The sequence below is a fragment of the Streptomyces sp. HUAS CB01 genome (genome assembly GCF_030406905.1).
GTDB classification, from domain to species: domain Bacteria; phylum Actinomycetota; class Actinomycetes; order Streptomycetales; family Streptomycetaceae; genus Streptomyces; species Streptomyces chengbuensis.
Genome location: NZ_CP129137.1, coordinates 1930942 through 1957372 on the forward strand (window position 1 = coordinate 1930942; position 26431 = coordinate 1957372).

Below are 26431 nucleotides of genomic sequence, written 5' to 3' on the forward strand. Positions count from 1 at the left end.
CTCCGGTGCACGGCGCGAACGGCGCAGACGGCGCGGACCGCTCGGGTGTCCGCGCCGTGGAACGCGACTTCCCACCGTCGGCACGGCGCGCGCAGGCAAACGGGCCGGGCCCGGGACATCGTCCCGGGCCCGGCCCGTTTGCCTGCCGACGGCTAAGCGCGCTCCGCGCCGTGGCCCGCCGTCAGTTGTCGTCCTCGTCGATGAGGAAACCGCGCATCGGCGAGGGCGCCTGCTGCATCGGCTGCGGACCGCCCTGCGGCCGCACCGGTGCCATCGGCTGGGTCATCGCCGGGGACATCTGCTGCTGGCCGCCGTACGACGGGCCGCCGCCCATGCCCTGGTTGCCGCCCATCGTCTGGTTGCCGCCGAAGGACGGCGCACCGGCGCCGGCCGGGGCCATCGACGGGGACGGCGGCAGCGACGCGGCCGCCGGGGTACGCGGCGGGGCCAGCGAGTCGTCGGCCTGGGTCTCCAGCTGGCGCAGCTGGCTCTCCAGGTACGACTTCAGACGCGTGCGGTACTCGCGCTCGAAGCCGCGCAGGTCCTCGACCTTGCGCTCCAGCGTGGCGCGGGCGGACTCCAGCGAGCCCATCGCGACGCGGTGCTTCTCCTGCGCGTCCCGCTCCAGCGCGTCGGCCTTGGCGCGGGCGTCCCGCTCCAGGCCCTCGGCGCGGGACCGGGCCTCACCGACGATCTTGTTGGCCTCGGAACGGGCCTCCGCGATCGCCTGGTCGGCGGTCTGCTGGGCCAGCGACAGCACGCGCGCGGCGCTGTCACCGCCAGGGCCCTGACCCGGGAGCGGCGGGCCGCCGTGACCGCCCATGGGGCCGCCCATCGGACCGCCCATGGGGCCGCCCTGCATCGGACCGGGGCCCATCGGACCACCCTGCGGGTGACCCTGGGGACCGTGACCACCGGGACCGGCCGGCAGCTGAGGAGCTCCACCGGGCAGCTGGGGGGGACCCATCTGCGGGGGCTGCTGCTGGACCGGGGGTCCGGATATGGCGGCGGGCACGGGAGCACCGGGACCGCGGCCGTCCTGCGGCTCCGGCGGCTTGCGCATGCCCTGCTGCTGCTGGTTCTGCGCGGCCGCACGGGTCGCCGCCGCCAGCTTTGCGCGCAGGTCCTCGTTCTCTCGGAGGAGGCGCGTCAGCTCGGCTTCGACCTCATCGAGAAAGGCATCGACCTCGTCCTCGTCATAGCCTTCTCGGAGGCGGACGGTCGTGAACTGCTTGTTCCGCACGTCCTCGGGGGTCAGCGGCATCTCTACTTCACCTCTACGTAGTCGTCGGCAGTCGGCAAGACCGTATCGTTCACATCCCTCTCCCCGCGCTGCTCACCACGGAGATCAGGATGTAGACGATGATCATCAGAACGAAGAAGGACAGATCGAGTGCCACGCCCCCGAGACGCAGCGGCGGGATGAACCGCCGCAGAAGCTTGAGCGGTGGATCGGTGACAGTGTAGGTGGCCTCCAGGACGACCACCATCGCCTTCCCCGGTTGCCACGAGCGGGCGAACTGGAAGACGTAGTCCATGACCAGCCGGAAAATCAGCACGATGAGGAAGCACATCAGAGCGATGTAGATCACCTGCAGTGCGACGCTCATCCCGCGCTTCCCTCTCCCCTGGCTCTCGTTGTCCGGCCTTGCGGCCGGGTCGTTCCCTCGGTCGTGTTCTGGCTCGTTCTAGCTCTGGTTGAAGAACCCGCCCTCTGCGATGCGGGCCTTGTCCTCCGCCGTGACATCGACGTTAGCAGGCGAGAGGAGGAAGACTTTCTGAGTCACCCGCTCAATGCTGCCATGGAGACCGAAGACGAGTCCCGCGGCAAAGTCGACAAGTCGCTTCGCATCGGTGTCGTCCATCTCGGTCAGGTTCATGATCACCGGGGTGCCCTCACGGAAGTGTTCCCCGATGGTACGGGCCTCGTTGTAGGTCCGCGGGTGCAGAGTTGTGATGCGGTAGGGCTCCCGCTCGGACACAACCTTGGGCATGATCACCGGTGCGTTCTTCTCCAGACTGGGACGTTCAGGTGTGATGGATGCCACGGGGGCGATTCGCGCCGGACGTCCCGATTCCGCGGGGAGCGAAGCAGCCAGGGGCGCGGACAGCGGCGCGGACCCGTGGGCCGATCGCGGCGCGGACTCGCGCGGCGCCGGGGGCTGGACCACGCGCACCGGCTCCTCCCGTTCCACCTGATGCGGGGGCTGGTGCCGTCGACGGTCCCGCTCGGGCTCCGGCTCCATTTCGGGTTCGAAGTCGTCGTCGGGGTCGAATCCCCGGCCGTCGTACCCATCGTCCTCCACGAGGCCGAGGTAGACCGCCATCTTGCGCATCGCGCCGGCCATTCTCTGAGTCCTCCGCTCTGTGGTGGATCGGCTTCGTTCGGCTACGTCACCAAGTGCCCGCGATCCACTCGGTCTGTCCGCCTTTCGACGGAAATGACCATATTTTCTGCTGTGGTCCGACTTGCTTCGCGACGTTACCCGAGCCGGGGTCGGACTCCGAGTACCGCCGTACCGACGCGCACGTGTGTCGCTCCCGCCGCCACGGCCTGCTCGAGGTCCGCACTCATCCCTGCTGACACCATGCTCGCAGCCGGACGGTCCGCGCGCAGGCGGGATGAGAATTCCATCAGCCGCTCGAAAGCGGCCTGTTGACGCCCGGCGTACGGGCCCGACAGCGGGGCGACCGTCATCAGTCCGTCGAGCCGGAGCCCCGGGGCCTCGTCCACCGCGGCGGCCAACTCCCCGATGCCGTCCGGCGCGACGCCGCCCCGGTCGCCCTGCCGGCCCGACTCCGCGTCGAGGGCGACCTGGACGAGACAGCCCAGCTCGCGTTCGGCACGGACCGCCGCCGCGGACAGGGCGCGCACCAGCTTCAGCCGGTCGACCGACTGCACGATATCGGCATAACCGGCAACAGAGCGGGCCTTATTGGTCTGAAGCTGACCGACGAAATGCCAGGTGAACGACAGATCCGAGCAGGCGGCCGCCTTCGGGGCCGCTTCCTGGTCCTTGTTCTCGGCGACGTGCCGCACACCGAGTTCGTGCAGCAGACGGACGTCGCTCGCGGGGTAGGTCTTGGTGACCACGATCAGGGTCACCTCCTCCCGCTTGCGTCCGGCCGCGGCACAGGCGGAGGCGATACGTTCCTCCACTCGCGCCAGGTTCTCGGCGAGTTCGGTCCTGCGGTCGGTCATGCGTCGTCTCTTTCGCGGTCCAGCCAGACATATCCGGCGAGCCGCCCGGTGGTGCGGTCGCGTCGGTAGGAGAAATGGTCTCCCGACTCCAGTGTGCAGACCGGCGACGCGCTCCGGTCGCGCACGCCGAGCGCTTCGAGCTGCGCGTGGACCCCGGCGGTGACGTCCACGGCCGGGGTTCCCCAGCTGGTCTCGGCCCACGCGGCAGGCTCGGCCGCGGCGACCTCCGCACGCATCGCCTCGGGCACTTCGTAGCACCGCCCGCAGACCGCGGGTCCGGTACGGGCGGTGATACGGGACGGATCGGCGCCGAGGCCGACCATCGCCTCGACCGTGGCGGGCACCACGCCGGCGACCATCCCGGGACGACCGGCGTGGGCCGCGCCCACCACTCCGGCGACCGGGTCGGCCAGCAGGACCGGGGTGCAGTCGGCGGTGAGGACCGCGAGCGCGAGTCCGCGCCTGGCGGTGACCACCGCGTCCACGGCGGGGACGTCCGCACCGGTCCAGGGTCCGTCGACGACGGCGACGTCCCGGCCGTGCACCTGGTTCATCCAGACCACGAGACCCGGGTCGAGGCCCAGCCGCCCGGCCGCGAGCTCCCGGTTCGTACGGACGGCGACGGGGTCGTCACCGACCGCGCCGCCGAGATTGAGCTCGTCGTACGGAGCGGCGCTCACCCCGCCCCACCGGTCGGTGAAGGCGAAGTGGGCGCCGCTCACTCTGTTGTGCTCCCCTATCACTTCAAGATCACTTCAGGAAGTCCGGGACGTCCAGTTCCTCCGCCGAGCTGTCGTACGGACGGGCCGGCGGCACCTGCGGCGACGGGGTCTGCGGGTGGGAGGTCTCGCTCGCCGCAGTGGCCGGCTCGGCCGGGGCGGACTCCTCGCGCGGCGGCACGGTGCCGAGTCCGCCGAGGGAGCGGGGCGGCTCCGGCCGGGTCGCCGGGGCGGGCTCCTCTCGCTTGGCGGAGGAGGAGCCGATCACGTTGTCGCGGCGGGCGGGGGGCTGGCCGCCGTCGAAGCCTGCCGCGATGACGGTGACCCGCACCTCGTCGCCCAGCGCGTCGTCGATCACGGCACCGAAGATGATGTTGGCCTCGGGGTGGGCGGCCTCGCTCACCAGCTGGGCGGCCTCGTTGATCTCGAACAGGCCGAGGTCGGAACCACCGGAGATCGAGAGCAGTACGCCGCGGGCGCCGTCGATGGACGCCTCCAGCAGCGGCGAGGAGATCGCCATCTCGGCCGCGGCCACCGCGCGGTCGTCGCCGCGGGCCGAACCGATGCCCATGAGGGCGGAGCCGGCCTCGGACATCACGGACTTGACGTCGGCGAAGTCGAGGTTGATGAGACCGGGCGTGGTGATGAGGTCGGTGATGCCCTGGACACCGGACAGCAGCACCTGGTCCGCGGACTTGAACGCGTCGAGCACGCTGACCTGGCGGTCCGAGATGGACAGCAGCCGGTCGTTCGGGATGACGATGAGGGTGTCGACCTCTTCGCGGAGCTCGGCGATGCCGTCCTCCGCCTGGTTGGCGCGGCGGCGGCCCTCGAAGGTGAAGGGCCGGGTGACCACGCCGATGGTGAGGGCACCGAGCGAACGCGCGATGTTGGCCACGACGGGTGCGCCGCCGGTGCCGGTGCCGCCGCCTTCGCCGGCGGTGACGAAGACCATGTCGGCCCCCTTGAGGACCTCCTCGATCTCCTCCCGGTGGTCCTCTGCCGCCTTGCGGCCGACTGCCGGGTTGGCCCCGGCCCCGAGGCCGCGAGTGAGTTCACGGCCGACGTCGAGCTTGACGTCGGCGTCGCTCATCAACAGGGCTTGCGCGTCGGTGTTGATCGCGATGAACTCGACGCCCTTGAGGCCGACCTCGATCATTCGGTTGATGGCATTGACACCACCGCCGCCGACACCGATGACCTTGATGACTGCGAGGTAGTTCTGCGGTGCTGCCACGTCGAAGGCCTCTCGCCTCGAGTTACGAGTCGCCGCTACGCGGTGGTGGCCGCGCCGCGACGACGGATGCCGATTGGGACGGTCCGAAACGCCGACCCAAACCCTAACGTTGAAGTTTAGGGTTACCAGTGTCTCTGCTTCCTGGACTCTCTCGAACGAGACACTAAGTCGACAAGTGGCGTGCGTTCAACGAACACGCCGAACCTCCCGTTTTTCTTTTCACCCTATGTGATCAGCCGTTGCGCTGACCAACCAGGGTGCTGGCCTGCGCATTTGTGCGTCAACTCGCCGATGCCGCAGGGGCGGTGGGGGCGCTCACGTCGAAGTGCCGGGCGCGAGGGGCGGCTTTCATCAGTGCGGCGAGCGTACGGGCCTTGACCTCGCCGTCCTCGCTGCTGCCCCACATCACCTCACGGTCACGCGTCAACTTCAGAATGAGGGAATCGTACGAAATGACTTGTACGCTCCGAAGGTCCTTGACGATGCGGTCCGGGAGTTGGGACACGACCAGGGCCGCCCCCTTCAGCAGCCGCTGCCCCCCGAAGCGCCGGGAGCTCGGTGACTGATGAGCCGTCAACTCCACGAGCGGTACCGCTCTGGGCGCTTTGTCCACCGTGGCGAACCGTACGCCCTTCGCGTCGACTTCGACGAACCCGGCGCCCTTGCGCATCAGGAGGACAGGCTTCCGCTCCACCACCCGGATCTCGACCCCGTGCGGCCACGAGCGCTCGGCCTCGACCGAGTCGATGCGGGCGAGCCGGTCTCGCAGTCGGCCCTCGATGACGTCCAGGTCGAGGGAGACCAGCGGCGTTCCGAGCGGCACACCGGCAGCGGCCTCGACCTCACGGGGCGTCAGCACCCTCGTTCCGGACACCTCGACCCGCTCGGCCCGGACCCAGGACGAGCCGTACAGCACCCAGAGGCCGCCGCCGACGAGGACGACGGCGGCGACCAGGGAGAGCAGGAGCCGGGGGGCGGGGAGCCGGGGGCGGCGCGGAGCCGGGCCCCTGCGGACCCGGCCGGGCGACGACGGTCCGTTCGGCTTGCGGGTGCCGCGTTCGGCGGTCGTCGGTCCGGCCATGCTCCCTGCCCTTCGCCGTGCCTATCGGCGTGAGGCGATCGCCTCGTACACCATTCCGACAAGCAGATCGTCTGCGTCCCGGCGCCCGAACTCGGCCGCGGCGCGGGACATCTCGTACAGCCGGTGCGGATCGGCGAGCACCGGGAGCACCTGGCCCTGGACCCACTCGGGGGTCAGCTCCGCGTCGTCGACCAGCAGTCCCCCGCCGGCCTTCACCACGGGCTGCGCGTTGAGCCGCTGTTCGCCGTTGCCGATCGGCAGCGGTACGTACGCGGCGGGCAGGCCCACGGCGGAGAGTTCGGCGACGGTCATGGCGCCCGCGCGGCACAGCATCATGTCGGCGGCGGCGTACGCGAGATCCATCCGGTCCACGTACGGTACCGGGATGTACGGCGGCATTCCCGGCATGTTGTCCACGTGCGGCAGTTCGTTCTTCGGTCCGACCGCGTGCAGGATCTGGATGCCGGACCGCTGGAGCAGCGGAGCGACCTGCTGGACCACCTCGTTGAGACGGCGGGCGCCCTGCGAGCCGCCGGACACGAGCAGCGTCGGCAGGCTGGGGTCCAGGCCGAAGGCGGCACGCGCCTCGGGCCGGACGCGGGCCCGGTCGAGGGTGGCGATGGAGCGGCGCAGCGGGATCCCGACGTAGCGGGCGTTGCGCAGCTTGCTGTCGGGGGTCGACACGGCGACCGCGGCGGCGTACCGCGAACCGATCTTGTTGGCCAGGCCCGGGCGGGCGTTGGCCTCGTGGACGACGATAGGCACGCCGAGCCGCTTGGCGGCGAGGTATCCGGGCAGGGCGACATACCCGCCGAAGCCCACGACGGCGTCGGCCTTCGTGCGCTCCAGGATCTGCTCGGCGGCCTTGATCGTGCCGCGCAGCCGGCCCGGGACGGTGATCAGCTCCGGCGTCGGCTTGCGCGGCAGCGGCACGGCGGGGATCAGCCCCAGCTCGTAGCCCCGCTCTGGGACGAGCCGGGTCTCCAGGCCGCGCTCGGTACCGAGGGCCGTGATGCCCACCGTCGGATCCTGCCTCCGCAGGGCGTCCGCGAGGGCGAGCGCGGGCTCGATGTGGCCGGCGGTCCCCCCGCCGGCGAGTACGACATGCACCGAAATTCACCGCTCTCCGGACGGACGTTCCTTGACGCGCCGTCTCATCGTCTTCCATCTCATCCCGGGCCGCACGGCCAGGGCCGCCTTCGCCGCGGGATCCTCCCGCGCGAAGGCGATCAGCAGTCCGACCGCGAACATGGTCGGCAGCAGGGCGGAGCCTCCGTAGGAGAACAGCGGGAGGGGGACACCGGCGATCGGCAGCAGGCCGAGCACCGCACCGATGTTGACCACGGCCTGGGCCGTGATCCAGGTGGTCACACCTCCCGCGGCGTACCTCACGAAGGGGTCCTCCGTTCGTCCGGCCACGCGGATACCCGCATAGCCTAGAGCCGCGAAGAGGGCGAGCACCGACAGTGTCCCCGCCAGGCCCAGTTCCTCCCCGGTGATGGCGAAGATGAAGTCGGTGTGCGCTTCGGGGAGTTGACCCCATTTTTCCACACTTGCCCCGATGCCCGAACCGAACCATCCGCCCGAGGCCAGGGCGTAGATGCCGTGCACGGCCTGCCAGCAGCTGTCGTCCGGGCCGGGGTCGGTGGCGCCGACGCACTGGAAGCGGGCCATCCGGTTCGCGTTGGTCTTGATCAGGACCGCCCCGATCACCGTGGCGACGGACAGTACGCCCACGAACAGCCTGGTCGGGGCGCCGGCCAGCCAGAGCAGCCCGAAGAGGATCGCGGTCAGGATGATGGCGGTGCCCATGTCACCACCGAGCATGATCAGCCCCAGCAGTATGAAGGCCACCGGGACCAGTGGGACGAGCAGGTGCTTCCACTGCGTGAGCAGCCGTTTGTCCTGCTTGCGGGCGAGCAGGTCGGCGCCCCAGAGGATCAGGGCCAGCTTGCCGAACTCGCTGGGCTGGAGCTGGAACGGCCCGCCGAGCGAGATCCAGTTCTGGTTGCCGTTGACCGACTGCCCTATCCCGGGGACCTGCACCAGGACCATCAGACAGGCGCTGACGACGAGGATCGGGTAGGCGAGGGCGCGGTGCAGCCGGATCGGCATGCGGGAGGCGACCAGGAGCAGTCCGGTGCCGATGACGGCGGCGAGGAACTGCTTGCGGAAGAAGTACGAGGAGGGCAGGGAGTACTTCAGCGCCGTGATCATGGAGGCGGAGTAGACCATCACGAGGCCGAGCACGGTGATCAGCAGGCCGGCGCCGAGGATCACGTAGTAGGCGGTCAGGGGCCGGTCCCAGGCCCGGCGGGCCTGCTCGTACAGCCCGCGCAGTCCGCCGCCGCGAGGCGGGCGGGAACGGCCGCCACTGCCCCCGCCCCAGCGGTACGCGGGCCGCGGCGCGGACTTGGCGGTCCTGCCGCGCAGCACGACGCCGGGCAGCCCGGCGAAGGCAGGTTCGGGCACCAGGCCCCGGCCGAGCGCACGCACCCGCTCGACGAGCGGTTCCCGCCGGGCGCCCCGCGCGCGGGCCGGCCGCGAGGCCCCGCCGTGACGCACGACGCGGGCCGCCGCGGCGGCCGACGCGTCCGTGCGCACTGCGGAGTTGGGGCGTACGAGCCGATCGGCTGCTTCGGTCCGCGCGGCCCGGTGGGGGCCGGACGAGGAACCGGTCGCGTCCGCTTCGACGACCCGGTGGGGGCCGGACGAGGAACCGGACGCGTCCGCGTGGGCGGCCCCGGCGTGCGGCCCAGGGTGGCGCTCCGGGGCCGGGGCGGGGTGGCCGGTGGCCTGCGGTGCGCCGGGGGTGCCGGCGGGCCCCGACGGGGGCGTGGCGCCGGGGCGGCGGGGGTCGGGCGTCGTGGTCGCGTCGGGTGGCATGTCGCTGTCCCCTCCAGGTCGTGGCCCACGCCGCCGGGTCGTGACGGCGGGGCCAGGGCCGGTCAGGCGCGCTCGGCGGCGAGGGCGCGGACCGCGTCCGCGAACGCCTCGCCTCGCTTGTTGTAGTTGGCGAACATGTCCATCGAGGCGCAGGCGGGGGCCAGCAGGACCGTGTCCCCGGGCCGCGCGAGCCGTGCCGCTTCGCGGACCGCCGCCGACATCGCCCCAGTGTCGGTCCGGTCGAGGTCGACCACCGGGACCTCGGGCGCGTGTCGCGCCAGGGCTTCGGCGATCAGCGCCCGGTCCGCGCCCATCAGCACCGCGCCGCGCAGCCTCTTCGCGGACTTCTCGACGAGTTCGTCGAACGTCGCGCCCTTGGCGAGACCGCCCGCGATCCAGACGATCGGGTCGTACGCCGCCAAGGAGGCTTCCGTGGCATGGGTGTTGGTGGCCTTGGAGTCGTCCACGTAGGCGACGCCGTCGACCTCGGCCACGTACTCGATGCGGTGCGCGTCGGGCCGGAAGGCGCGCAGCCCGTCCCGCACCGCGGACGCCGAGACGCCGAAGGCGCGCGCCAGGGCGGACGCGGCGAGGGCGTTGGCGATGTTGTGCGGGGCCGGCGGGTTGATGTCGGAGACCTCGGCGAGCTCCTGCGCCTGCTTCTGCCGGTTCTCGACGAAGGCGCGGTCGACGAGGATGCCGTCCACGACACCGAGCTGCGAGGGACCGGGCGTGCCGAGGGTGAAGCCGATGGCGCGGCAGCCCTCGACGACGTCCGCGTCCCGCACCAGGGCCTCGGTGGCGGGGTCGGCCGCGTTGTAGACGCAGGCGACCGTGTTCCCTTCGTAGACACGGCCCTTGTCGGCGGCGTACGCCTCCATGGAGCCGTGCCAGTCGAGGTGGTCCGGGGCGAGGTTGAGGACGGTGGCGGAGTGGGCGCGCAGCGACGGGGCCCAGTGCAGCTGGTAGCTGGAGAGCTCGACGGCGAGCACGTCGTACGTCTCGTCGCCGAGCACCGCGTCGAGGAGGGAGACCCCGATGTTGCCGACGGCCGCGGTCCTCAGCCCGGCCGCCTCCAGGATCGCGGCGAGCATCCGCACGGTCGTGGTCTTGCCGTTGGTACCGGTGACCGCGAGCCAGGGCGCTGCCTCCCTGCCGTCCAGGCCGCGCAGCCGCCAGGCGAGTTCGACGTCGCCCCAGACCTCGACGCCCGCCTCGGCGGCCGCCGTGAAGAGGGGCTTGTCGGGCTTCCAGCCGGGCGCCGTGACGACCAGCTCGGTGCCCTCCGGCAGGGTGGCGCCGTCACCGAGGCGGACGGTGATTCCCTCCGCCTCCAGCTCCGCCGCCTGGGCCCGCGCGCGCTCGTCGTCACCGTCGTTGACGACGGTGACGACCGCGCCGAGGCCGTGCAGGACGCGGGCGGCCGGAATGCCGCTCACGCCCAGCCCGGCGACGGTGACGCGCTTGCCCTGCCAGTCCTGCGTGCTCACTTGTCGGCCGCCCAGCCCGCGTAGAAGATGCCCAGTCCCACGATGACGCACATGCCCTGAATGATCCAGAAACGGACCACGACCAGGACCTCGGACCACCCCTTGAGTTCGAAGTGGTGCTGCAGCGGGGCCATCCGGAACACGCGCTTCCCGGTGAGCCGGAAGGAGCCGACCTGGATGATCACGGACAGGGTGATCAGCACGAAGAGGCCGCCGAGCAGCGCCAGGAGCAGCTCCGTGCGGGAGCAGATCGCCAGACCGGCGAGCGCGCCGCCGAGCGCGAGGGAGCCGGTGTCGCCCATGAAGATCTTCGCCGGCGAGGTGTTCCACCACAGGAAGCCGAAGCAGGCACCCATCAGCGCGGCGGCGACGACCGCGAGGTCGAGGGGATCCCGTACCTCGAAGCAGGCGGCCGGGTTGGTCAGGGTCGTCGCGTTGGCGCAGGACTCCTGGAACTGCCACAGGCCGATGAAGGTGTAGGCGCCGAAGACCATCACCGAGGCACCGGTGGCCAGACCGTCCAGGCCGTCGGTGAGGTTCACGCCGTTCGACATCGCGAGGATCATGAACAGCGCCCAGACGACGAACAGCACCGGGCCGATCGTCCAGCCGAAGTCGGTGACGAACGACAGCTTCGTGGACGCGGGCGTGTTCCCGCGGTCGTCGGGGAACTGCAGCGCCAGTACCGCGAAGGCGATGCCGACGATCAGCTGGCCGGCCATCTTCGCCTTGGCCCGCAGGCCCAGCGACCGCTGCTTGACGATCTTGATGTAGTCGTCGAGGAAGCCGACCAGTCCCATGCCCGCCATCAGGAACAGCACCAGCAGACCCGGGATGGTCGGGTCCTCGCCGGTGATCACCTTGGTGAGGGCGTACGCGATCAGCGTGGCCAGGATGAAGGCGATGCCGCCCATGGTGGGCGTGCCCTTCTTGCTGCCGTGGCTGCGCGGGCCGTCGTCGCGGATGAACTGTCCGTAGCCCTTGCGGGCCAGCAGCTTGATCAGCAGCGGCGTACCGATGAGCGTCAGGAAGAGCCCGATGGCTCCCGCGAAGAGGATCTGCCTCATCGGCCGGCGACCTGCCCCTCGGTCGAACCGGTGTCGGCGAGCAGCGCCTCGGCGATCCGCTCGAGCCCGGCCGACCTGGAAGCCTTCACCAGCACGACGTCTCCCGGGCGCAGCTCTCTGCGCAACAGGTCGACCGCCGCCTGCGCGTCGGACACGTGCACCGACTCCTCACCCCACGAACCCTCGTTATATGCGCCCAGTTGCAGCCAGGACGCTTCCCTGCCCCCGACCGCGACGAGCTTGCTGACGTTGAGCCGGACGGCGAGCCGTCCGACCGCGTCGTGCTCCGCCAGCGCCTCGCCGCCGAGCTCGGCCATCGGACCGAGCACCGCCCACGTGCGCCCCCCGGCGGCCTGGGCGGCCGCGCCCATGGCCGCGAGCGCGCGCAGCGCGGCTCGCATGGACTCGGGGTTCGCGTTGTAGGCGTCGTTGACGACCGTCACGCCGTCCGGACGCTCGGTGACCTCCATACGCCAGCGGGAGAGGGTGCCCGCCTCCGAGAGCGCGGTGGCGATCTCGTCGACGGACATGCCCAGCTCATGGGCGACGGCGGCCGCGGCGAGCGCGTTCGACACGTGGTGCTCACCGTACAGCCGCAAGGTCACGTCGCTGCACCCGGAGGGTGTGCGAAGGAGGAATGCGGGCTGTCCGCCGGGCATGAGGCGGACGTTCTCGGCGCGTACGTCCGCTTCGTCCGACTCACCGAACAGCACGACGCGCGCCTCGGTGCGGGCGGACATGGCGCGGACGAGAGGGTCGTCGGCGTTGAGGACGGCGATTCCGCCCTCGGCGGCGGGAGGCAGCGTCTCGACGAGCTCGCCCTTGGCCTCGGCGATCTGCTCGCGGCCGCCGAACTCGCCGATGTGGGCGGTGCCGACGTTCAGCACGACGCCGATGCGGGGCGGGGTGAGTTCGGTGAGGTAGCGGATGTGGCCGATGCCGCGGGCACCCATCTCGAGGACCAGGAACCCGGTTTCGTCGGTGGCGCTGAGCGCGGTCAGCGGCAGGCCGATCTCGTTGTTGAGGGAGCCGGGGGTGAAGACGGTCGGCGCCTTGCGGCCCAGCACCTGGGCGATGAGGTCCTTGGTGCTCGTCTTGCCGGCGGAGCCGGTGAGCGCCACGAGGGTGGCGCCGAGGCGTTTCACCACGGCGCGGGCCAGCGCGCCGAGGGCCTTCTGGACGTCGTCCACGACGATCGCGGGGACGCCGACGGGCCGCGAGGCCAGTACGGCGGCCGCGCCGGCGGCGACCACGTCCGCGGCGTAGTCGTGGCCGTCGACGCGGGCGCCGACGAAGGCGACGAAGAGGCTGCCGGGCACGACCTCACGGGAGTCGCGGACGACGGGCCCGGTGACGCGTACGGACGGATCCGGTATGTCGTACGGCTGCCCGCCGACGATTTCGGCGATCTCGGCGAGGGAGAGGGCGATCACGGTTCACCCCTCACTGTTCTCGTGGCGGTGCTCGCCACTGTCCTTGTGGCGGTGCTCGATCGCCTCGCGCAGCACCTGGCGGTCGTCGAAGGGCCGGATCACCCCGGCGACGTCCTGCCCCTGCTCGTGGCCCTTGCCGGCGATCAGCACGGTGTCGCCGGGCGCGGCGCGGGCGACGGCAGCGGCGATGGCGGCGGCCCGGTCCGCCTCCACGAGCACGTCGCCGCGCTCGTGGGCGGGCACCTCGGCGGCGCCGGCGAGCATCGCGGCGAGGATCGCGAGGGGGTCCTCGGAGCGGGGGTTGTCGGAGGTGAGGACGGCGGTGTCGGCGTACCGGGCAGCGGCGGCGCCCATCGGGCCGCGCTTGGTCCGGTCGCGGTCGCCGCCGCAGCCGAGGACGATGTGCAGCCTGCCCTCGGTGACCTTGCGCAGGGAGCGCAGGACCGATTCGACCGCGTCCGTCTTGTGCGCGTAGTCGACCACCGCGAGGTACGGCTGGCCGGCGTCGACGCGCTCCAGCCGGCCGGGGACACCCGGTACCGCGGCGACGCCGTCGGCGGCCGTCCGCGGGTCGACGCCGGCGACGGCGAGGGTGACGATCGCGGCGAGCGTGTTGGCGACGTTGAAGGGGCCCGGCAGCGGGGCCTGCGCGGGCACCCGCTCGCCCTGCGGTCCGACGACCGTGAACGTGGAGCCCAGCGGACCCACTTCGACGTCGTCGGCGCGCCAGTCGGCGTCGGGGTGGCCCTCGGCGGAGAACGTGACGACGGGGATCGCGGACTCCGTCACCAGCCGCTGCCCGTACTCGTCGTCGAGGTTGACGACGCCCCGCCGGGCACGGGCCGGGGTGAACAGCTGGGCCTTGGCCTGGAAGTAGTCCTCCATGCCGGAGTGGAACTCCATGTGCTCCGGCGAGAGGTTGTTGAAGACGGCGACGTCGAAGACGCAGCCGTCGACGCGGCCGAGCACCAGGGCGTGGCTGGACACCTCCATGGCGACCGAGTCGACGCCGCGTTCGCGCATCACGGCGAACAGGGCCTGCAGATCGGTGGCTTCCGGCGTGGTGCGCTCCGACTTGATGCGCTCCTCGTCGATGCGCATCTCGACCGTGCCGATCAGGCCGGTGCGGCGGCCGGCGCCGCGCAGACCGCCCTCGACGAGGTACGCCGTGGTGGTCTTGCCGGAGGTGCCGGTGATGCCGATCTGCAGCAGCGCCTCCCCCGGGCGTCCGTAGATCTCGGCGGCGAGTTCGCCCATTCTGCCGCGCGGGTCCCCGGTGACCAGGACGGGCAGCCCCGTCGCGGCGGCCCGGTCGGCGCCCGTCGGGTCGGTGAGGATCGCGGCCGCGCCGAGATCCCTGGCCTGGGCGACGTAGTCGGCGCCGTGCAGCCGGGCGCCGGGCAGTGCGGCGTACACGTCACCCGGGCGCACCGCGCGGGAGTCGTGCGTGATGCCGGTGACCGCGCCGGAGCCCGGGGGCTCGACCCCCAGCCGGGCGGCCAGCTCTGCGAGGTCGATCGGGCGGACCTCGGCCGGACGGGGAGGGGCGGTTCGGTACTGATCAGCTTGTGGCACGGCGGTGAGCGTACCGGCAGTACCGGGACCGGCGCTAAATGAGGGGCCTCCCCGGGGGCCGCGGCCGCCAGGGAACGGGGTTCCGGCGGGTGGGGGCGTGGCGGACCCCGGGGAGCGGTTCCCGGGGTCCGGCGTGATGGTTCTCACTGGCTGTTCCTCCCGGGTCACGCGCCGGGGTCGAAAGTGACCGGCAGCCGCGCGGGAGCGGCGCCGGTCGGCGCGACCTGCTGGGTCTTGAGCGCGAACTCCATGACCTTCTTGTAGATGGGTCCGCAGATCTGGCCGCCGAAGTAGCTGCCCCGGGTCGGGTTCTGGATCGCGCAGTAGACGGTGATCTGCGGCTTGTCGGCGGGCGCGAAGCCCGCGAAGGAGGCGGTGTAGCCCCGGTAGCGGCCCAGCTCGGGATCGACCCGGTTCGCGGTACCGGTCTTGCCGGCGACCCGGTAGCCGGGGATCCGGGCCTTGGTACCGGTGCCCTCCTCGTTCCCCACCACCGATTCGAGCATGGTGGCGAGGGTCTTCGCGGTCTTCTCGCTGACCACGCGGGTCTTCTCCGGCGCCTCCGCCGGGTTGAAGCGCCCGTCGGGGCCGCGGGTGCCGCGCACCAGGGTGGGTTCGACGCGGACGCCGCCGTTGGCGATGGTCGAGTAGACGGAGGCGGCCTGCATGGCGTTGATCGACAGGCCCTGGCCGAAGGGAATCGTGTACTGCTGCGAGGTCGACCAGTCCTGCGGCTTGGCGAGGATGCCGGGGGTCTCGCCCGGGTAGCCGAGGCCGGTCGGACTCCCGATGCCGAACTTCCGCAGGTACGAGTAGAGGACGCGGTTGGCCTGGCTCTGGGTCTTCCCGAGCTGTCCGGTCGCCAGGATGGTCCCGATGTTGCTGGACTTGGCGAGGACGCCGTTGAGCGTCAGGTACCACGTGGGGTGGTCGACGTCGTCCTTGAAGAGCCGGTCGCCGCGGTGGAGCCGGTTGGGGACGGTGACATGGGTCCCCGGTGTGGCGGCCTGCTCCTCCAGCACTGCGGCCATGGACATGACCTTGCTGGTGGAGCCGGGCTCGTAGACGTCCTGGAGGGCCGCGTTGCCCATGGTGGCGGCCTTGGCCCGAGCGAGGTCGTTGGGGTTGAAGCCCGGCGCGTTGGCCATCGCCAGGACCTCTCCGGTCCTGGCGTTCTGGACGACCACGTAACCGCGGTCGGCCTTGGACTTCGTCACCTGCTCGCTGATCGCGCGCTGCGCGGCCCACTGGATGTCGCGGTCGATCGTCAGCTCGATGTCGGAGCCGGGGACGGCCGGCTTCTCCCGGGTCCCGGCGGTGGGCACCCGGCGGCCGCCGGACTGCGCGTACGTGATGCTGCCGTCCTTGCCCGCCAGCTCCTTGTCGAGCATGGACTCCAGGCCGCCCGCGCCGCGGCCCTCGGCGTTGACCCAGCCCAGTATCCCGGCCGCGAGATCGCCGTTGGGGTAGACGCGTCGGCTGCTGGTCTCCTGGAAGACGCCGGCGAGGACGTTGGCGCCGGGCCCGCCCTTGGCCTTGTCGGCTGCGGCCTTCTCGGCGAAGACGCCCTTGAGGTCCTTGATCTGCTTCCAGACCTGCGGGGTCTGGCGGCGGGCGAGGACGGTGTACCGGGACTTCGGCGCCTTGAGCTTGTTCGCGAGCTCCGCCGGGTCGGCGCCGAGGATCGGCGCGAGCAGCGCGGCGGCCTGTTCCGGCGCGTCCGCAGCCTTGCTCTCCTCGGGGGTGAACATCTTCGGGTCGGCGGTGATGTCGTGCGCGTCGACGGTGGTGGCGAGCGCGATCCCGGCGCGGTCCGTGATCCGGCCGCGCTCGGCCGCCAGTTTGTGGCTCATGTAGCGGTTCTTCTCCGCCATGGCGGCGTACGTGCCGGCGTCGACGGCCTGCACCTGCAGCAGCCGGATCACGAACGTCAGCATGACGAGCGTGAGGGCGAGGCTGACGAGCCGCAGCCGGGGGCGGGGGTTGCCGAGCCGGATCCTGCCGGGGGCCGCCGTCCGCCGGGGTGGCGCGGTCCGGCGCGGGCGGCGTGGCGCGGGACGGCCGCGGTCGGCCGGTCCGCCGCGGCGCGCGGGGCCCGGCACACGGCGCCGCGGTGGTTCCTGGGGTGGCACTGCGTCACCTGCCGGGGGTCGTGGGGGGCGGCTTCGGCGCACCGGACGCGGGGGGCTGCGACGGCGCGGACGGTGCTGCGGGCGACGCGGGCGCGCCGGCGGCCGACGACCCCGGCGCCGGGGAAGGCGACGCGGGCGCACCGGACGCGGACGGCTGCGCGGGTACGGGGGGCCCGACCGGCCGCGGCGGCGGCTCCGGGCTGCGGACGGCCGAGGGGTCGGCCGTCGCGCGCTTCGGGACGCCGCGGACCGTGCCGTCGGGGCCGAGGAAGGCGGGGTTGCCGCCCGGCACCATGCCGAGCTCGCGGGCCCGGCGCTCCAGGGCGTCGGGGGCGGAGCGCTCGTCCACGTCCCGCTGCAGCGCCTGTTCCTGGTCGGTCAGTTCGGTGGTCTTCTTCCGGAGCTCGCTCAGCCTGAACGATCCCTCGTTGAGAGAGGTGTTGAGCAGCAGCAGGGTGATCAGTCCGCCGCCGAGCAGCACGACGACCAGCAGGACGAAGGGGGTACGGGCCGCGGTGCTCGGCCCGGACGGCATGAGCCGGGCGAGCCGCGCGGCGCGCCCCTTGAGCTGTCCGGCGGCCTTCCTCACCCCTCGCCCTCCCTCACCGCGGCTGTCGTCACCGGTCGCGCTCCCTCGGCGCGGCCGCCGTCACCGCACGTCCTCGCGGATGCGCTCGGCGCCGCGCAGCCGCGCGGGCGCCGCCCGGCGGTTCTCCGCGACCTCTTCCTCGGAAGGGAGTTCGGCGCCGCGGGTGAGGAGCTTGAGCCGCGGCTGGTAGCGCTCGGGGACGACGGGCAGTCCGGGCGGTGCCGTACTGGCGGCGCCCTCCGCGAGGACCTGCTTGACCAGCCGGTCCTCCAGCGAGTGGTACGAGAGGACCGCGATCCGGCCGCCGACGGCGAGGGTCTTCACCGCGGCCGGGATCGCCCGCTCCAGCACGGTCAGCTCGCCGTTGACCTCGATGCGCAGGGCCTGGAACGTGCGCTTGGCCGGATTGCCGCCCGTGCGCTTGGCCGCCTGCGGGAGCGCGTCGCGGATCAGCTCGACGAGCCGGGCGCTGTTGGAGAAGGGCTCCTTCTCCCGCTCCCGCACGATCGCGGCCACGATCCGCTTGGCCTGCTTCTCCTCGCCGTACGCGCGCAGGATCCGGACCAGCTCGCCTGGCGGGTAGGTGTTGAGGACCTCGGCGGCGCTGACGCCCGTCGTCTGGTCCATCCGCATGTCGAGCGGGGCGTCCTGGGCGTAGGCGAAGCCGCGGTCGGCCTCGTCGAGCTGCATGGAGGAGACGCCGAGGTCGAAGAGGACGCCCTGGACGGCGGGGATGCCGAGCCGGTCGAGGACGTCGGGCAGCTCGTCGTAGACGGCGTGCACGAGGGTGGCGCGGTCGCCGAACGGGGCGAGCCGCTCGCCGGAGAGCCGCAGCGCTTCCTTGTCCCGGTCGAGCGCGACGAGCCGGGCCGCGGGGAAGCGGGTCAGCAGCGCCTCGCTGTGCCCGCCGAGGCCGAGGGTGCAGTCGACGACCACGGGGCCCGGGCCGTCGGCGGGTCCGGCGTCACCGGGACGCTCCAGAGCGGGGGCCAGCAGGTCCAGGCACCGCTGGAGCATCACCGGGACGTGTCGCTGGCTCAATGCGCCCTCTCAGGTCCGGCGCGGACGGTGGCCGGGCCGTACGTTTGCCGCACCCGCGGGGAAAACGCGGAAATGTGCTGGATGTGTCCGTGAACTGCGCGTCACTTTAGTCCACTGCTCGTGCCGGTCAATCAACCGGCTGGCGCGTCGCAGCGGCGGCCGCCGAGGGGTCCGGGGACGTGGCGGCTCACCCGAACGGGCACGGCCCGCTCCTTCCTGTGGGTTAGCTCACAACAAGCCACGTTGACGTTCTTTGTCCGCTCTCACAGCGAGCTGCACGGGCTCGTGACCATTACCGTCGGAGACATGTCGACTTCCGCGCACCTCCCCGCAGAGACCGCCGTCGCGAGCGGCACGGTCACCGACCGGCTCGTCGAAGCCAACCAGCGCTACGCCTCGGGCTTCACCGACCCCGGCATGGACGCCCGGCCGGTCCTCCAGGTCGCCGTGGTGGCCTGCATGGACGCCCGCCTCGACCTCCACGCGGCGCTGGGCCTGGAGCTCGGCGACTGCCACACGATCCGCAACGCGGGCGGAGTGGTCACCGACGACGTGATCCGCTCCCTGACCATCAGCCAGCGCGCGCTGGGCACCCGCAGCGTCATCCTCATCCACCACACCGGCTGCGGCCTGGAGAGCCTGACGGAGGACTTCCGGCACGAGCTGGAGGACGAGGTGGGCCAGCGGCCGCCGTGGGCCGTCGAGGCGTTCCGCGACGTGGACCAGGACGTGCGCCAGTCGATGCAGCGGGTGCGGACCTCGCCGTTCCTGCTGCACAGCGACGACGTGCGCGGGTTCGTCTTCGACGTCACGTCGGGCCTGCTGCGGGAGATCGACCCCACCGGCTGAGACCCGACCGACGGCGCCGCGCGAGCCCGCAGCGCGGCGCCGTCGGACTGTCCGCCCTGTCCGTCCGTCCGCGTGTCCGTCCGTGCGTGTGGGGCCCGCGTGGGACGGATCACAGCGCTGCGTGAGCGGTCAAACGCGGCAACCCCAGACATATGACGCCCACTTGTCCACAGGCGAGTGACACGACGCGGCAACGGCAACAAGAATGCGGGTGTGGCACCTTCGCGGAACCGACCGGAGAAGGTGTCCGTGTTTCGGGGTGGGCCGTGCCGTAAGCAGTGCACCGGCCCATGGAACGGGCCGAGGAGGGCCGGGTGACGACCTATGACGATCGAGCGAGCCTCACGGATCTGACCACCACAGCGGAGCGCGTCCGCAGGTCGGTGGAGGGTGTGATCGAGGGCAAGCCTGAGGTCGTACGGCTCTCGCTGACAGTGCTGCTCGCCGAGGGGCATCTCCTCATCGAGGACGTGCCGGGCGTGGGCAAGACGATGCTGGCGAAGGCACTGGCGCGGTCGATCGACTGCTCGGTCCGGCGCATCCAGTTCACGCCGGACCTGCTGCCGTCGGACATCACCGGTGTGTCGATCTACGACCAGCAGAGACGGGACTTCGAGTTCAAGCCCGGCGCGATCTTCGCTCAGATAGTGATCGGCGACGAGATCAACCGGGCCTCGCCGAAGACGCAGTCCGCCCTGCTCGAGTCCATGGAGGAGCGGCAGGTCACCATCGACGGGCAGACGTACGAACTGCCCACCCCCTTCATGGTGGTGGCCACGCAGAACCCGGTGGAGATGGAGGGCACGTACCCGCTGCCCGAGGCGCAGCGGGACCGCTTCATGGCCCGGGTGTCGATGGGCTACCCGACGCCGGAGGCCGAGCTGCAGATGCTCGACGTGCACGGCGCGGTGTCCCCGCTCGAGGACCTCCAGCCGGCGGCGCACGCCCATGACATCGTGAAGCTGATCGACGCGGTGCGGACGGTCCATGTCGCCGACTCCGTGCGGAGGTACGCGGTGGAGCTGGTCGCCGCGACCCGCAACCACCCCGATCTCCGGCTGGGCGCCTCGCCGCGCGCCACCCTGCACCTGCTGCGTGCCGCCAAGGCGTCCGCGGCGCTGAGCGGCCGGGACTACGCGCTGCCGGACGACGTCCAGGCCCTCGCGGTGCCGGTGCTCGCGCACCGCCTGCTGCCGACGGCCCAGGCACAGCTGAACCGCCGTACCGCCGAGCAGGTGGTGCTGGAGATCCTCCAGCGCACGCCGGTGCCGACCTCCGGCAACGACACCGCGTACGGGACCGGCGCCCGCCAGGTACCCGGCGGCCCGGTCTACGGCCAGCCGCGGCCCGGCGTCCGGCGGGTCTGATGACGGCCGGGAGCCCTGCCGCCGGCGACGAGGAGAAGGGCGGTCTGCGGTCGGCTCTCGGCGGGCTGACCACACGCGGCCGCTCGTTCCTGGCGGCCGGGGTGGCCGCGGCGGTGTGCGCGGTGGTGCTCGGGCAGAGCGATCTGCTCCGGGTCGGACTGCTGCTCGCCGCGCTGCCCCTGATCTGCGTGGCCGTGCTGTACCGCACCCGCTACCGGGTGGCGGGCAGCCGGAGACTGTTCCCCTCCCGGGTGCCCGCCGGGTCCGAGGCGCGCGTGCATCTGCGCCTGGACAACGTCTCCCGGCTGCCCACGGGCCTGCTGATGCTCCAGGACCACGTGCCCTACGTCCTGGGGCCGCGGCCCCGGTTCGTGCTGGACCGGGTGGAGCCGGGCGGGCGGCGCGAGGTGTCGTACCGGGTCCGGTCGGACCTGCGCGGACGCTATCCGCTCGGACCGCTGCAGCTGCGGCTGAACGACCCGTTCGGCATGTGCGAGCTGACCCGTTCCTTCAGCTCCTCCGACACCCTCACGGTGATCCCCCGCACCGAGCCGCTGCCGCCGGTGCGGCTCTCGGGCGATGCCACGGGGTACGGCGACGGACGGCTCCGCACGCTGGCCCTGGCCGGGGACGACGACATCATCCCCCGGACCTACCGGCACGGGGACGATCTGCGCCGGGTGCACTGGCGTTCCACGGCCCGCTACGGCGAGCTGATGGTGCGCCGCGAGGAGCAGCCGCAGCGGGCCAGGTGCACGGTGCTGCTGGACACCCGGGGCGCGGCCTACCGGGGCGCGGGACCCGACTCTGCCTTCGAGTGGGCGGTGTCCGGCGCGGCCTCCGCCCTGGTGCACATGCTGGAGCGGGGCTTCTCGGTCCGGCTGCTCACGGACACGGGCACCTCGGTGCCCGGCGACGGCGGGGACGGTGTCGCCGGCTCGCTCCAGGAGTCCGCGGAGTCGGCCGGGCTGATGCTGGACGCGCTCGCCGTCGTGGACCACTCGGACGGTGCGGGGTTGTCGCGCGCGTACGACGTGCTGCGCGGCGGCGGGGAGGGTCTGCTGGTCGCCTTCCTCGGCGACCTGGACGAGGAACAGGCGGCGGTGGCGGCCCGGATGCGGCAGAGAAGCGGAAGTGCGGTCGCGTTCGTGCTGGACAGCGGCCTCTGGACGGCGGACGGAACGATGGACGACGCCGTGGCGGCACGGCTGCGCGAGGCCGGTTGGACGGTGGTCCCCGTCGGGCCGGGCGCGGCACTGCCCGAGCTGTGGCGGCAGGCGGCGCGCGAGCGGGCGGCCGCCCCGGCCGGTACGACGGGTCTTTCTGGGGGATGGACATGAGCGGCCGTGGAAGGCTCGCGCTGTGCGCCTACGCCGCCACGCTGATGGCGGCGGCCGCGATGACGCCGCTGGTCGATCCGTGGACGTGGCTGCTGCAGGCCGCGTTCCTGTCGGCACTGGTCAGCGGGGCGGGCGCCGCGGCCCGGCGGGTACCGCTGGCGCGGCCGCTGACCGTGGCCGCCCAGGCCCTCCTGGCGCTGCTGATGCTCACGCTGGTCTTCGCCCGTGAGGAGGCCGTGCTCGGCCTGATCCCCGGGCCGGACGCCCTCACCACGCTCGGCGAGCTGCTGTCCGCCGGCGCGCAGGACGTCGGCCGGTACGCGATCCCGGCACCGGCGACCGACGGCATCAAGCTGATGCTGATCGGCGGGGTGCTGCTGATCGGCCTGATCGTGGACGCGCTGGCCGTGACGTACCGCAGCGCCGCCCCCGCGGGTCTGCCGCTGCTGGCCCTCTTCTCGGTGGCCGCCGGTCTCTCCGGGGGCGGGGCGGGCTGGTGGTGGTTCCTGCTGGCGGCCTCGGGTTATCTGATGCTGCTGCTGGCGGAGGGCCGGGACCGGCTGTCCCAGTGGGGCCGGGTCTTCGGTGGCGCACCGCCCCGCGGCAGGGCGGGGTTCGACCGCGGGGACGGGGCCGCCCACGCACCGGTGCGCACCGGCCGGCGGATCGGGGTGGCCGCGCTCGGGGTCGCCCTGGTCGTCCACTGGTCGCTCCCGGCACTCGGGGGCGGGCTGATCGGCCAGAACGGCGGCGGTGCGGGCACGGGCCCGGGCGGCGGCACCATCAACGCGGTGAACCCGGTGGTGACGCTGCAGGACAGCCTGAACCAGCCCGAGAGCCGGGAATGGCTCAAGTACAAGACGAACGCGAACGCCACCGGTGACATGTATCTGCGGATCATGGCACTGGACCAGTTCGACGGCGGGGCATGGAAGTTCTCGGTCCGCAAGGTCACCGACATCCCCGCCGAGCTGCCGCGCCCTGAGGGCCTGGGCAGTGGGGTCGGCACGACGGAGATCAGGACGAACATCTCCGCCGCCGGTGCCTACAAGCAGGGCTGGCTGCCCATGCCGTACCCCGCCACCAAGGTGGCCGTGGACGGCAAGTGGCGCTTCGACCCCGCCCGGCGCACGATCGTCGGCGACCGGGGGCAGACGACCGGCGGGCTGCAGTACTCCGTCACCAGCCTCCAGGTGAGGCCCTCCGCGCAGCAGCTCGCGGAGGCGCCGAAGGCCCCGGCGGCGCTGCTGGAGGAGTACACCAAGGTCCCGGACGCGCTGCCGGCCGACGTGGGGTCCACGGCGCTGCGGGTGACACGCGGCGCCGCGAACGACTACGAGCGGGCGGTCGCGCTCCAGGACTGGTTCGCCGCGGACGGCGGCTTCACCTACGACACCCAGGTGGATTCGGGCGGCGGCGTCCAGGCGATCTCCCGCTTCCTGAAGAACAAGGAAGGGTTCTGCATCCACTTCTCGTTCTCCATGGCCGCGATGGCGCGGACGCTGGGGATACCGGCCCGGGTAGCGGTGGGCTTCACCCCCGGCACGCCTGCGGCCGACGGAGCGATGTCGGTGAGCAACCAGGACGCCCACGCCTGGCCCGAGCTGTACTTCGAGGGCGTGGGGTGGACCCGGTTCGAACCGACGCCGACGCGGGGCAACGCGCCCGACTACACGCGTGCGGCCACCCCGTCCGGCGGGCCGAGCAGCCCTGCGTCGCCGGAGGCCGACGCGTCGCAGGCGGTGCCCGCCGCCCCGTCGCAGTCGTCCGACTGCTCCCCGCAGGAGCGGCGGCTCGGCGAGTGCGGCGCCACGGCGCCGCAGGACGTCTCGGTGTCGGAGGACGAGGGCCCGTCGCTCGCGACGGTCCTGATGTGGACCGGGGCGATCGCCGCCGTGCTGCTGCTCCCGCTGCTGCCGATGCTCTGGCGGACGAGACTGCGCAGGTCCCGGCTCGGCTCCGAGGGACGTACGGCCGAGGAGGCCGCGGCGCGGACGCTGCTGGTCTGGCAGGAGATCGCCGACACCGCCTGGGACCACGGCATCACGCCGGACGAGTCCCTGTCCCCGAGGAAGGCAGCCGCCCGCATCGTCCGGCTCGGCGGGTTGGAGGGCGCAGCCGCTGACTCGGTCCACCGGGTGGCCCATGCGGTGGAGCAGGTGCTGTACGCGCCGAGGCCCGTCCCGGGAACGGGGCTGGCCGAGGACGCCGGCCGGGTGCGGGCGGGTCTCGCGGAGCGGGCCGGCCGCGTCGACGGCCTGCGGGCGCTGTTGCTGCCACGCTCCGCCGCCCGTGTCGTCTGGGCCTGCTCGGAGCGCTGGAACGTCCTCACGGACCGCGCGGCCACCACCCGCCGCCGGCTCCTGGACCGCGCGATGGCCCAGCTGCGCAGACCGCTGCGGCAGCGCGGCTGACGCCGGCACGACGACCGGGCCCGGCGGGAGCATGTCCCACCGGGCCCGGCCGATGTCCGGGACGGGGAGGGCCGGGCCCTCGTGCGGTGGCGGACGGACGGACCGTGCGGCGCCGGACGAACGGACCCGTGCGGCGGCGGACGAACGGGCGCGGGGTCGCCTGAAGCGGTACGGACCGCCCAGGCCGGACGCGCCGGAGGCGTACGGGGCCACCGGGCCTGCCCTCGCGCAGACGGGTGGAGACTTCGTTCAGCATCACCGGAGGCGTACGGGGCCACCGGAAGCGAGCGTGTGCGGGGCCGGAGCCGGACGGGAAGACGCGTGAGGGGTGACCGCAGTGCGGTCACCCCTCAGTCATGTCGGAGTGCGTGGACGGGGACGTCACACGGGGCTCAGTGCCCCTGCTCGTCGCGGCGGCGCTGCCACCGCTGCTCGATCCGGTCCATCATCGACCGGCGCTGCCTGGGCTGTCGGCGCGTGGCCTCGGCCCCGGGGCCGCTTTGCTCACCCGGCTTGGGCGCCTTGCGCCAGCCGGTGACCGCCAGGACCGCACAGCCGAGCATGACGAGAAAACCCACCACGCTGATCCAGATCTGCTGGGCGACCATTCCGGCCATGAGGAGCGCGATACCCACCAGGAAGCCGGCGACCGCTTGGTAGACCCGTCGTCGGGTGTACGTACGCAGCCCGCTTCCCTCAAGCGCTGTCGCGAACTTGGGATCTTCGGCGTACAGCGCTCGCTCCATCTGCTCGAGCATTCGCTGCTCGTGCTCCGAGAGCGGCACGGAGTCCTCCTAGTCGTCGGTCGCGGGGGGCGACCGGTATGCGGCCCTTTCAGGATAGGCAGGGAATCGCCCCCGTGAAACCCGCCGAGTGCCCGATTGCCCTTCGGGGCCTGCCATGCCGGATCGACTGCTGAGGCGTTGATTCCCCAACCGCCTGTCCGTCATGCCGGATCGTGTCCCCCGATCATACGGGGCGAACGCCTCGATCGGGGGGCCTGTGGCGTACTCCATCTGCAGCTGCGTGGCTGATCAGCGGCGGGCCCGCCGCTCCGGGGGCCGGTGATCAGCCGTGCTTCTCGCCGAGGACGTGGAGCTGGCCGGCGACGGCGTGGAACGCGGGCGACTCGGCGGCGGCCTCCTCCAGTTTGAGCAGGGCTTCCAGCGCCCCCGGCTCGGTGTCCACGAGCACGCCCGGGACCAGGTCGGCGAAGACCCGGACACCGTGCACGGAACGGATCTCCAGTCCCGAGTCGCCGACGAGTTGCGTCAGCTGCTCGACCGTGAACCGGTGCGGCGTCGGGTCGCCCTCGCCCCAGCGCCCCGCCGGGTCGCCGAGGGCCCGCCGGGCCTCGGTGAAGTGCCCCGCCAGGGCCCTGGCCAGCACGGCGCCGCCGAGCCCCGCGGCGAGCAGGCTCAGGGCGCCGCCGGGGCGCAGCGCCTCCACCGCGTTCCGCACGCCTTCGGCCGGGTCCTCGACGTACTCGAGCACGCCGTGGAACAGCACGGCGTCGAAGCCGCCGCGCTCCACCACGTCGAACAGCCCGTGCACATCGCCCTGGACCCCGCGCACCTGGTCGGCCACCCCGGCCTCGGCCGCCCGGCGCTCCAGCGCGAACAGCGCGTTCGGACTGGGGTCGACCACGGTGACGCGGTGGCCGAGGCGGGCCGCGGGCACGGCGAAGTTGCCGGAGCCGCCGCCGGTGTCGAGGACGTCCAGGGCGTCCCGTCCGGTCGCCTTGACCCGTCGGTCCAGTGCGTCCCTGAGCACCTCCCAGACCACGGCCGTGCGAAGGGACGCGCGGGACGGGGTCTCCCCGCGGCGAGGCCGAACGGGGGGCATCTGGTCCGACACGGCAGTTGACTCCTCGGCGCGGGTGCCGCCCCTGCTGACGGGGCGTGAACGGTGCAGGCTGGCTCCACCCTATTGCCTCGGCCGGGCGCCCCGGTCATCCCACGGCGTCCCCGGCCTCTCCCCCGGCCCCGCCGTCACCGGCCCGGTCCTCC

At 72.4% G+C, this 26431-nt stretch carries 22 protein-coding genes; 4 read left to right on the top strand and 18 right to left on the bottom strand.

Annotation, left to right across the window (positions count from 1 at the left end; all coding sequences use genetic code 11):
• Positions 1–181 precede the first annotated feature (181 nt).
• The 16 genes from QRN89_RS08615 to rsmH all read right to left on the bottom strand — a co-directional run bounded on the left by QRN89_RS08615 (position 182) and on the right by rsmH (position 18452).
• Positions 182–1264, bottom strand: coding sequence for a DivIVA domain-containing protein (locus tag QRN89_RS08615; RefSeq protein WP_290348758.1), 1083 nt, complete (start codon positions 1262–1264; stop codon positions 182–184).
• A 49-nt stretch (positions 1265–1313) separates the two neighbouring features.
• Entirely contained in the window at positions 1314–1610 is a 297-nt protein-coding gene (locus QRN89_RS08620) for a YggT family protein (protein WP_290348759.1), read from the bottom strand.
• A 78-nt stretch (positions 1611–1688) separates the two neighbouring features.
• Positions 1689–2348: a cell division protein SepF gene (locus QRN89_RS08625; protein ID WP_290348760.1), complete on the bottom strand. Its 660-nt coding sequence runs from the start codon at positions 2346–2348 to the stop codon at positions 1689–1691.
• A gap of 134 nt (positions 2349–2482) precedes the next feature.
• The gene (locus QRN89_RS08630; protein ID WP_290348761.1) at positions 2483–3202 is read right to left on the bottom strand and encodes a YggS family pyridoxal phosphate-dependent enzyme; all 720 of its coding nucleotides are present in this window, start codon (positions 3200–3202) and stop codon (positions 2483–2485) included.
• Positions 3199–3924, bottom strand: coding sequence for a peptidoglycan editing factor PgeF (pgeF, locus tag QRN89_RS08635; RefSeq protein WP_390701991.1), 726 nt, complete (start codon positions 3922–3924; stop codon positions 3199–3201). Before pgeF ends, QRN89_RS08630 begins: the two co-directional genes overlap by 4 nt.
• A gap of 28 nt (positions 3925–3952) precedes the next feature.
• The gene (ftsZ, locus tag QRN89_RS08640; protein ID WP_290348763.1) at positions 3953–5158 is read right to left on the bottom strand and encodes a cell division protein FtsZ; all 1206 of its coding nucleotides are present in this window, start codon (positions 5156–5158) and stop codon (positions 3953–3955) included.
• Positions 5159–5438: 280 nt separating this feature from the next.
• Positions 5439–6239: a cell division protein FtsQ/DivIB gene (locus QRN89_RS08645; RefSeq protein WP_290348764.1), complete on the bottom strand. Its 801-nt coding sequence runs from the start codon at positions 6237–6239 to the stop codon at positions 5439–5441.
• A 21-nt stretch (positions 6240–6260) separates the two neighbouring features.
• Positions 6261–7349 carry an undecaprenyldiphospho-muramoylpentapeptide beta-N-acetylglucosaminyltransferase gene (gene murG, locus QRN89_RS08650; protein ID WP_290348765.1) on the bottom strand — a complete coding sequence of 363 codons (1089 nt, stop codon included), beginning with the start codon at positions 7347–7349 and terminating at the stop codon, positions 6261–6263.
• Between the two features lie 6 nt (positions 7350–7355).
• The gene (gene ftsW / locus QRN89_RS08655; protein ID WP_390702015.1) at positions 7356–8714 is read right to left on the bottom strand and encodes a putative lipid II flippase FtsW; all 1359 of its coding nucleotides are present in this window, start codon (positions 8712–8714) and stop codon (positions 7356–7358) included.
• A gap of 473 nt (positions 8715–9187) precedes the next feature.
• The gene (gene murD, locus QRN89_RS08660) at positions 9188–10615 is read right to left on the bottom strand and encodes a UDP-N-acetylmuramoyl-L-alanine--D-glutamate ligase (protein ID WP_290348766.1); all 1428 of its coding nucleotides are present in this window, start codon (positions 10613–10615) and stop codon (positions 9188–9190) included.
• A complete protein-coding gene (mraY, locus tag QRN89_RS08665; protein ID WP_093653275.1) occupies positions 10612–11682 on the bottom strand; it encodes a phospho-N-acetylmuramoyl-pentapeptide-transferase in 1071 nt (356 codons plus the stop codon). The genes murD and mraY overlap by 4 nt, the downstream gene beginning before the upstream one ends.
• Entirely contained in the window at positions 11679–13115 is a 1437-nt protein-coding gene (locus QRN89_RS08670) for a UDP-N-acetylmuramoyl-tripeptide--D-alanyl-D-alanine ligase (protein WP_290348767.1), read from the bottom strand. The genes mraY and QRN89_RS08670 overlap by 4 nt, the downstream gene beginning before the upstream one ends.
• A gap of 3 nt (positions 13116–13118) precedes the next feature.
• Positions 13119–14837, bottom strand: coding sequence for a UDP-N-acetylmuramoyl-L-alanyl-D-glutamate--2,6-diaminopimelate ligase (locus QRN89_RS08675; RefSeq protein ID WP_390701993.1), 1719 nt, complete (start codon positions 14835–14837; stop codon positions 13119–13121).
• 17 nt (positions 14838–14854) lie between these two features.
• Entirely contained in the window at positions 14855–16822 is a 1968-nt protein-coding gene (locus tag QRN89_RS08680; RefSeq protein WP_290348769.1) for a peptidoglycan D,D-transpeptidase FtsI family protein, read from the bottom strand.
• Positions 16823–16826: 4 nt separating this feature from the next.
• A complete protein-coding gene (gene ftsL / locus QRN89_RS08685) occupies positions 16827–17411 on the bottom strand; it encodes a cell division protein FtsL (RefSeq protein WP_399010068.1) in 585 nt (194 codons plus the stop codon).
• Between the two features lie 60 nt (positions 17412–17471).
• Positions 17472–18452 (bottom strand): 16S rRNA (cytosine(1402)-N(4))-methyltransferase RsmH, encoded by a 981-nt coding sequence (gene rsmH, locus QRN89_RS08690; protein ID WP_290348770.1) that lies wholly within the window; start codon positions 18450–18452, stop codon positions 17472–17474.
• Between the two features lie 306 nt (positions 18453–18758).
• Here rsmH and QRN89_RS08695 point away from each other — a divergent pair, with 306 nt between their 5' ends.
• The 4 genes from QRN89_RS08695 (at position 18759) to QRN89_RS08710 (ending at position 24422) form a co-directional block, all read left to right on the top strand.
• Positions 18759–19301, top strand: coding sequence for a beta-class carbonic anhydrase (locus QRN89_RS08695; RefSeq protein WP_290348771.1), 543 nt, complete (start codon positions 18759–18761; stop codon positions 19299–19301).
• Positions 19302–19615: 314 nt separating this feature from the next.
• Positions 19616–20668 carry an AAA family ATPase gene (locus QRN89_RS08700; protein ID WP_290348772.1) on the top strand — a complete coding sequence of 351 codons (1053 nt, stop codon included), beginning with the start codon at positions 19616–19618 and terminating at the stop codon, positions 20666–20668.
• A complete protein-coding gene (locus QRN89_RS08705) occupies positions 20668–22008 on the top strand; it encodes a DUF58 domain-containing protein (protein ID WP_290348773.1) in 1341 nt (446 codons plus the stop codon). Before QRN89_RS08700 ends, QRN89_RS08705 begins: the two co-directional genes overlap by 1 nt.
• Positions 22005–24422: a transglutaminase TgpA family protein gene (locus tag QRN89_RS08710; RefSeq protein ID WP_290348774.1), complete on the top strand. Its 2418-nt coding sequence runs from the start codon at positions 22005–22007 to the stop codon at positions 24420–24422. The genes QRN89_RS08705 and QRN89_RS08710 overlap by 4 nt, the downstream gene beginning before the upstream one ends.
• Positions 24423–24814: 392 nt before the next feature.
• Here QRN89_RS08710 and QRN89_RS08715 read toward each other — a convergent pair whose 3' ends face one another.
• Together QRN89_RS08715 and QRN89_RS08720 are read right to left on the bottom strand one after the other, a co-directional pair.
• Positions 24815–25207 (bottom strand): SCO2097 family morphological protein, encoded by a 393-nt coding sequence (locus QRN89_RS08715; RefSeq protein ID WP_138055830.1) that lies wholly within the window; start codon positions 25205–25207, stop codon positions 24815–24817.
• A 283-nt stretch (positions 25208–25490) separates the two neighbouring features.
• Positions 25491–26267, bottom strand: a complete 777-nt coding sequence (locus tag QRN89_RS08720; RefSeq protein ID WP_290353627.1) for a methyltransferase — start codon at positions 26265–26267, stop codon at positions 25491–25493.
• Positions 26268–26431 lie beyond the last annotated feature (164 nt).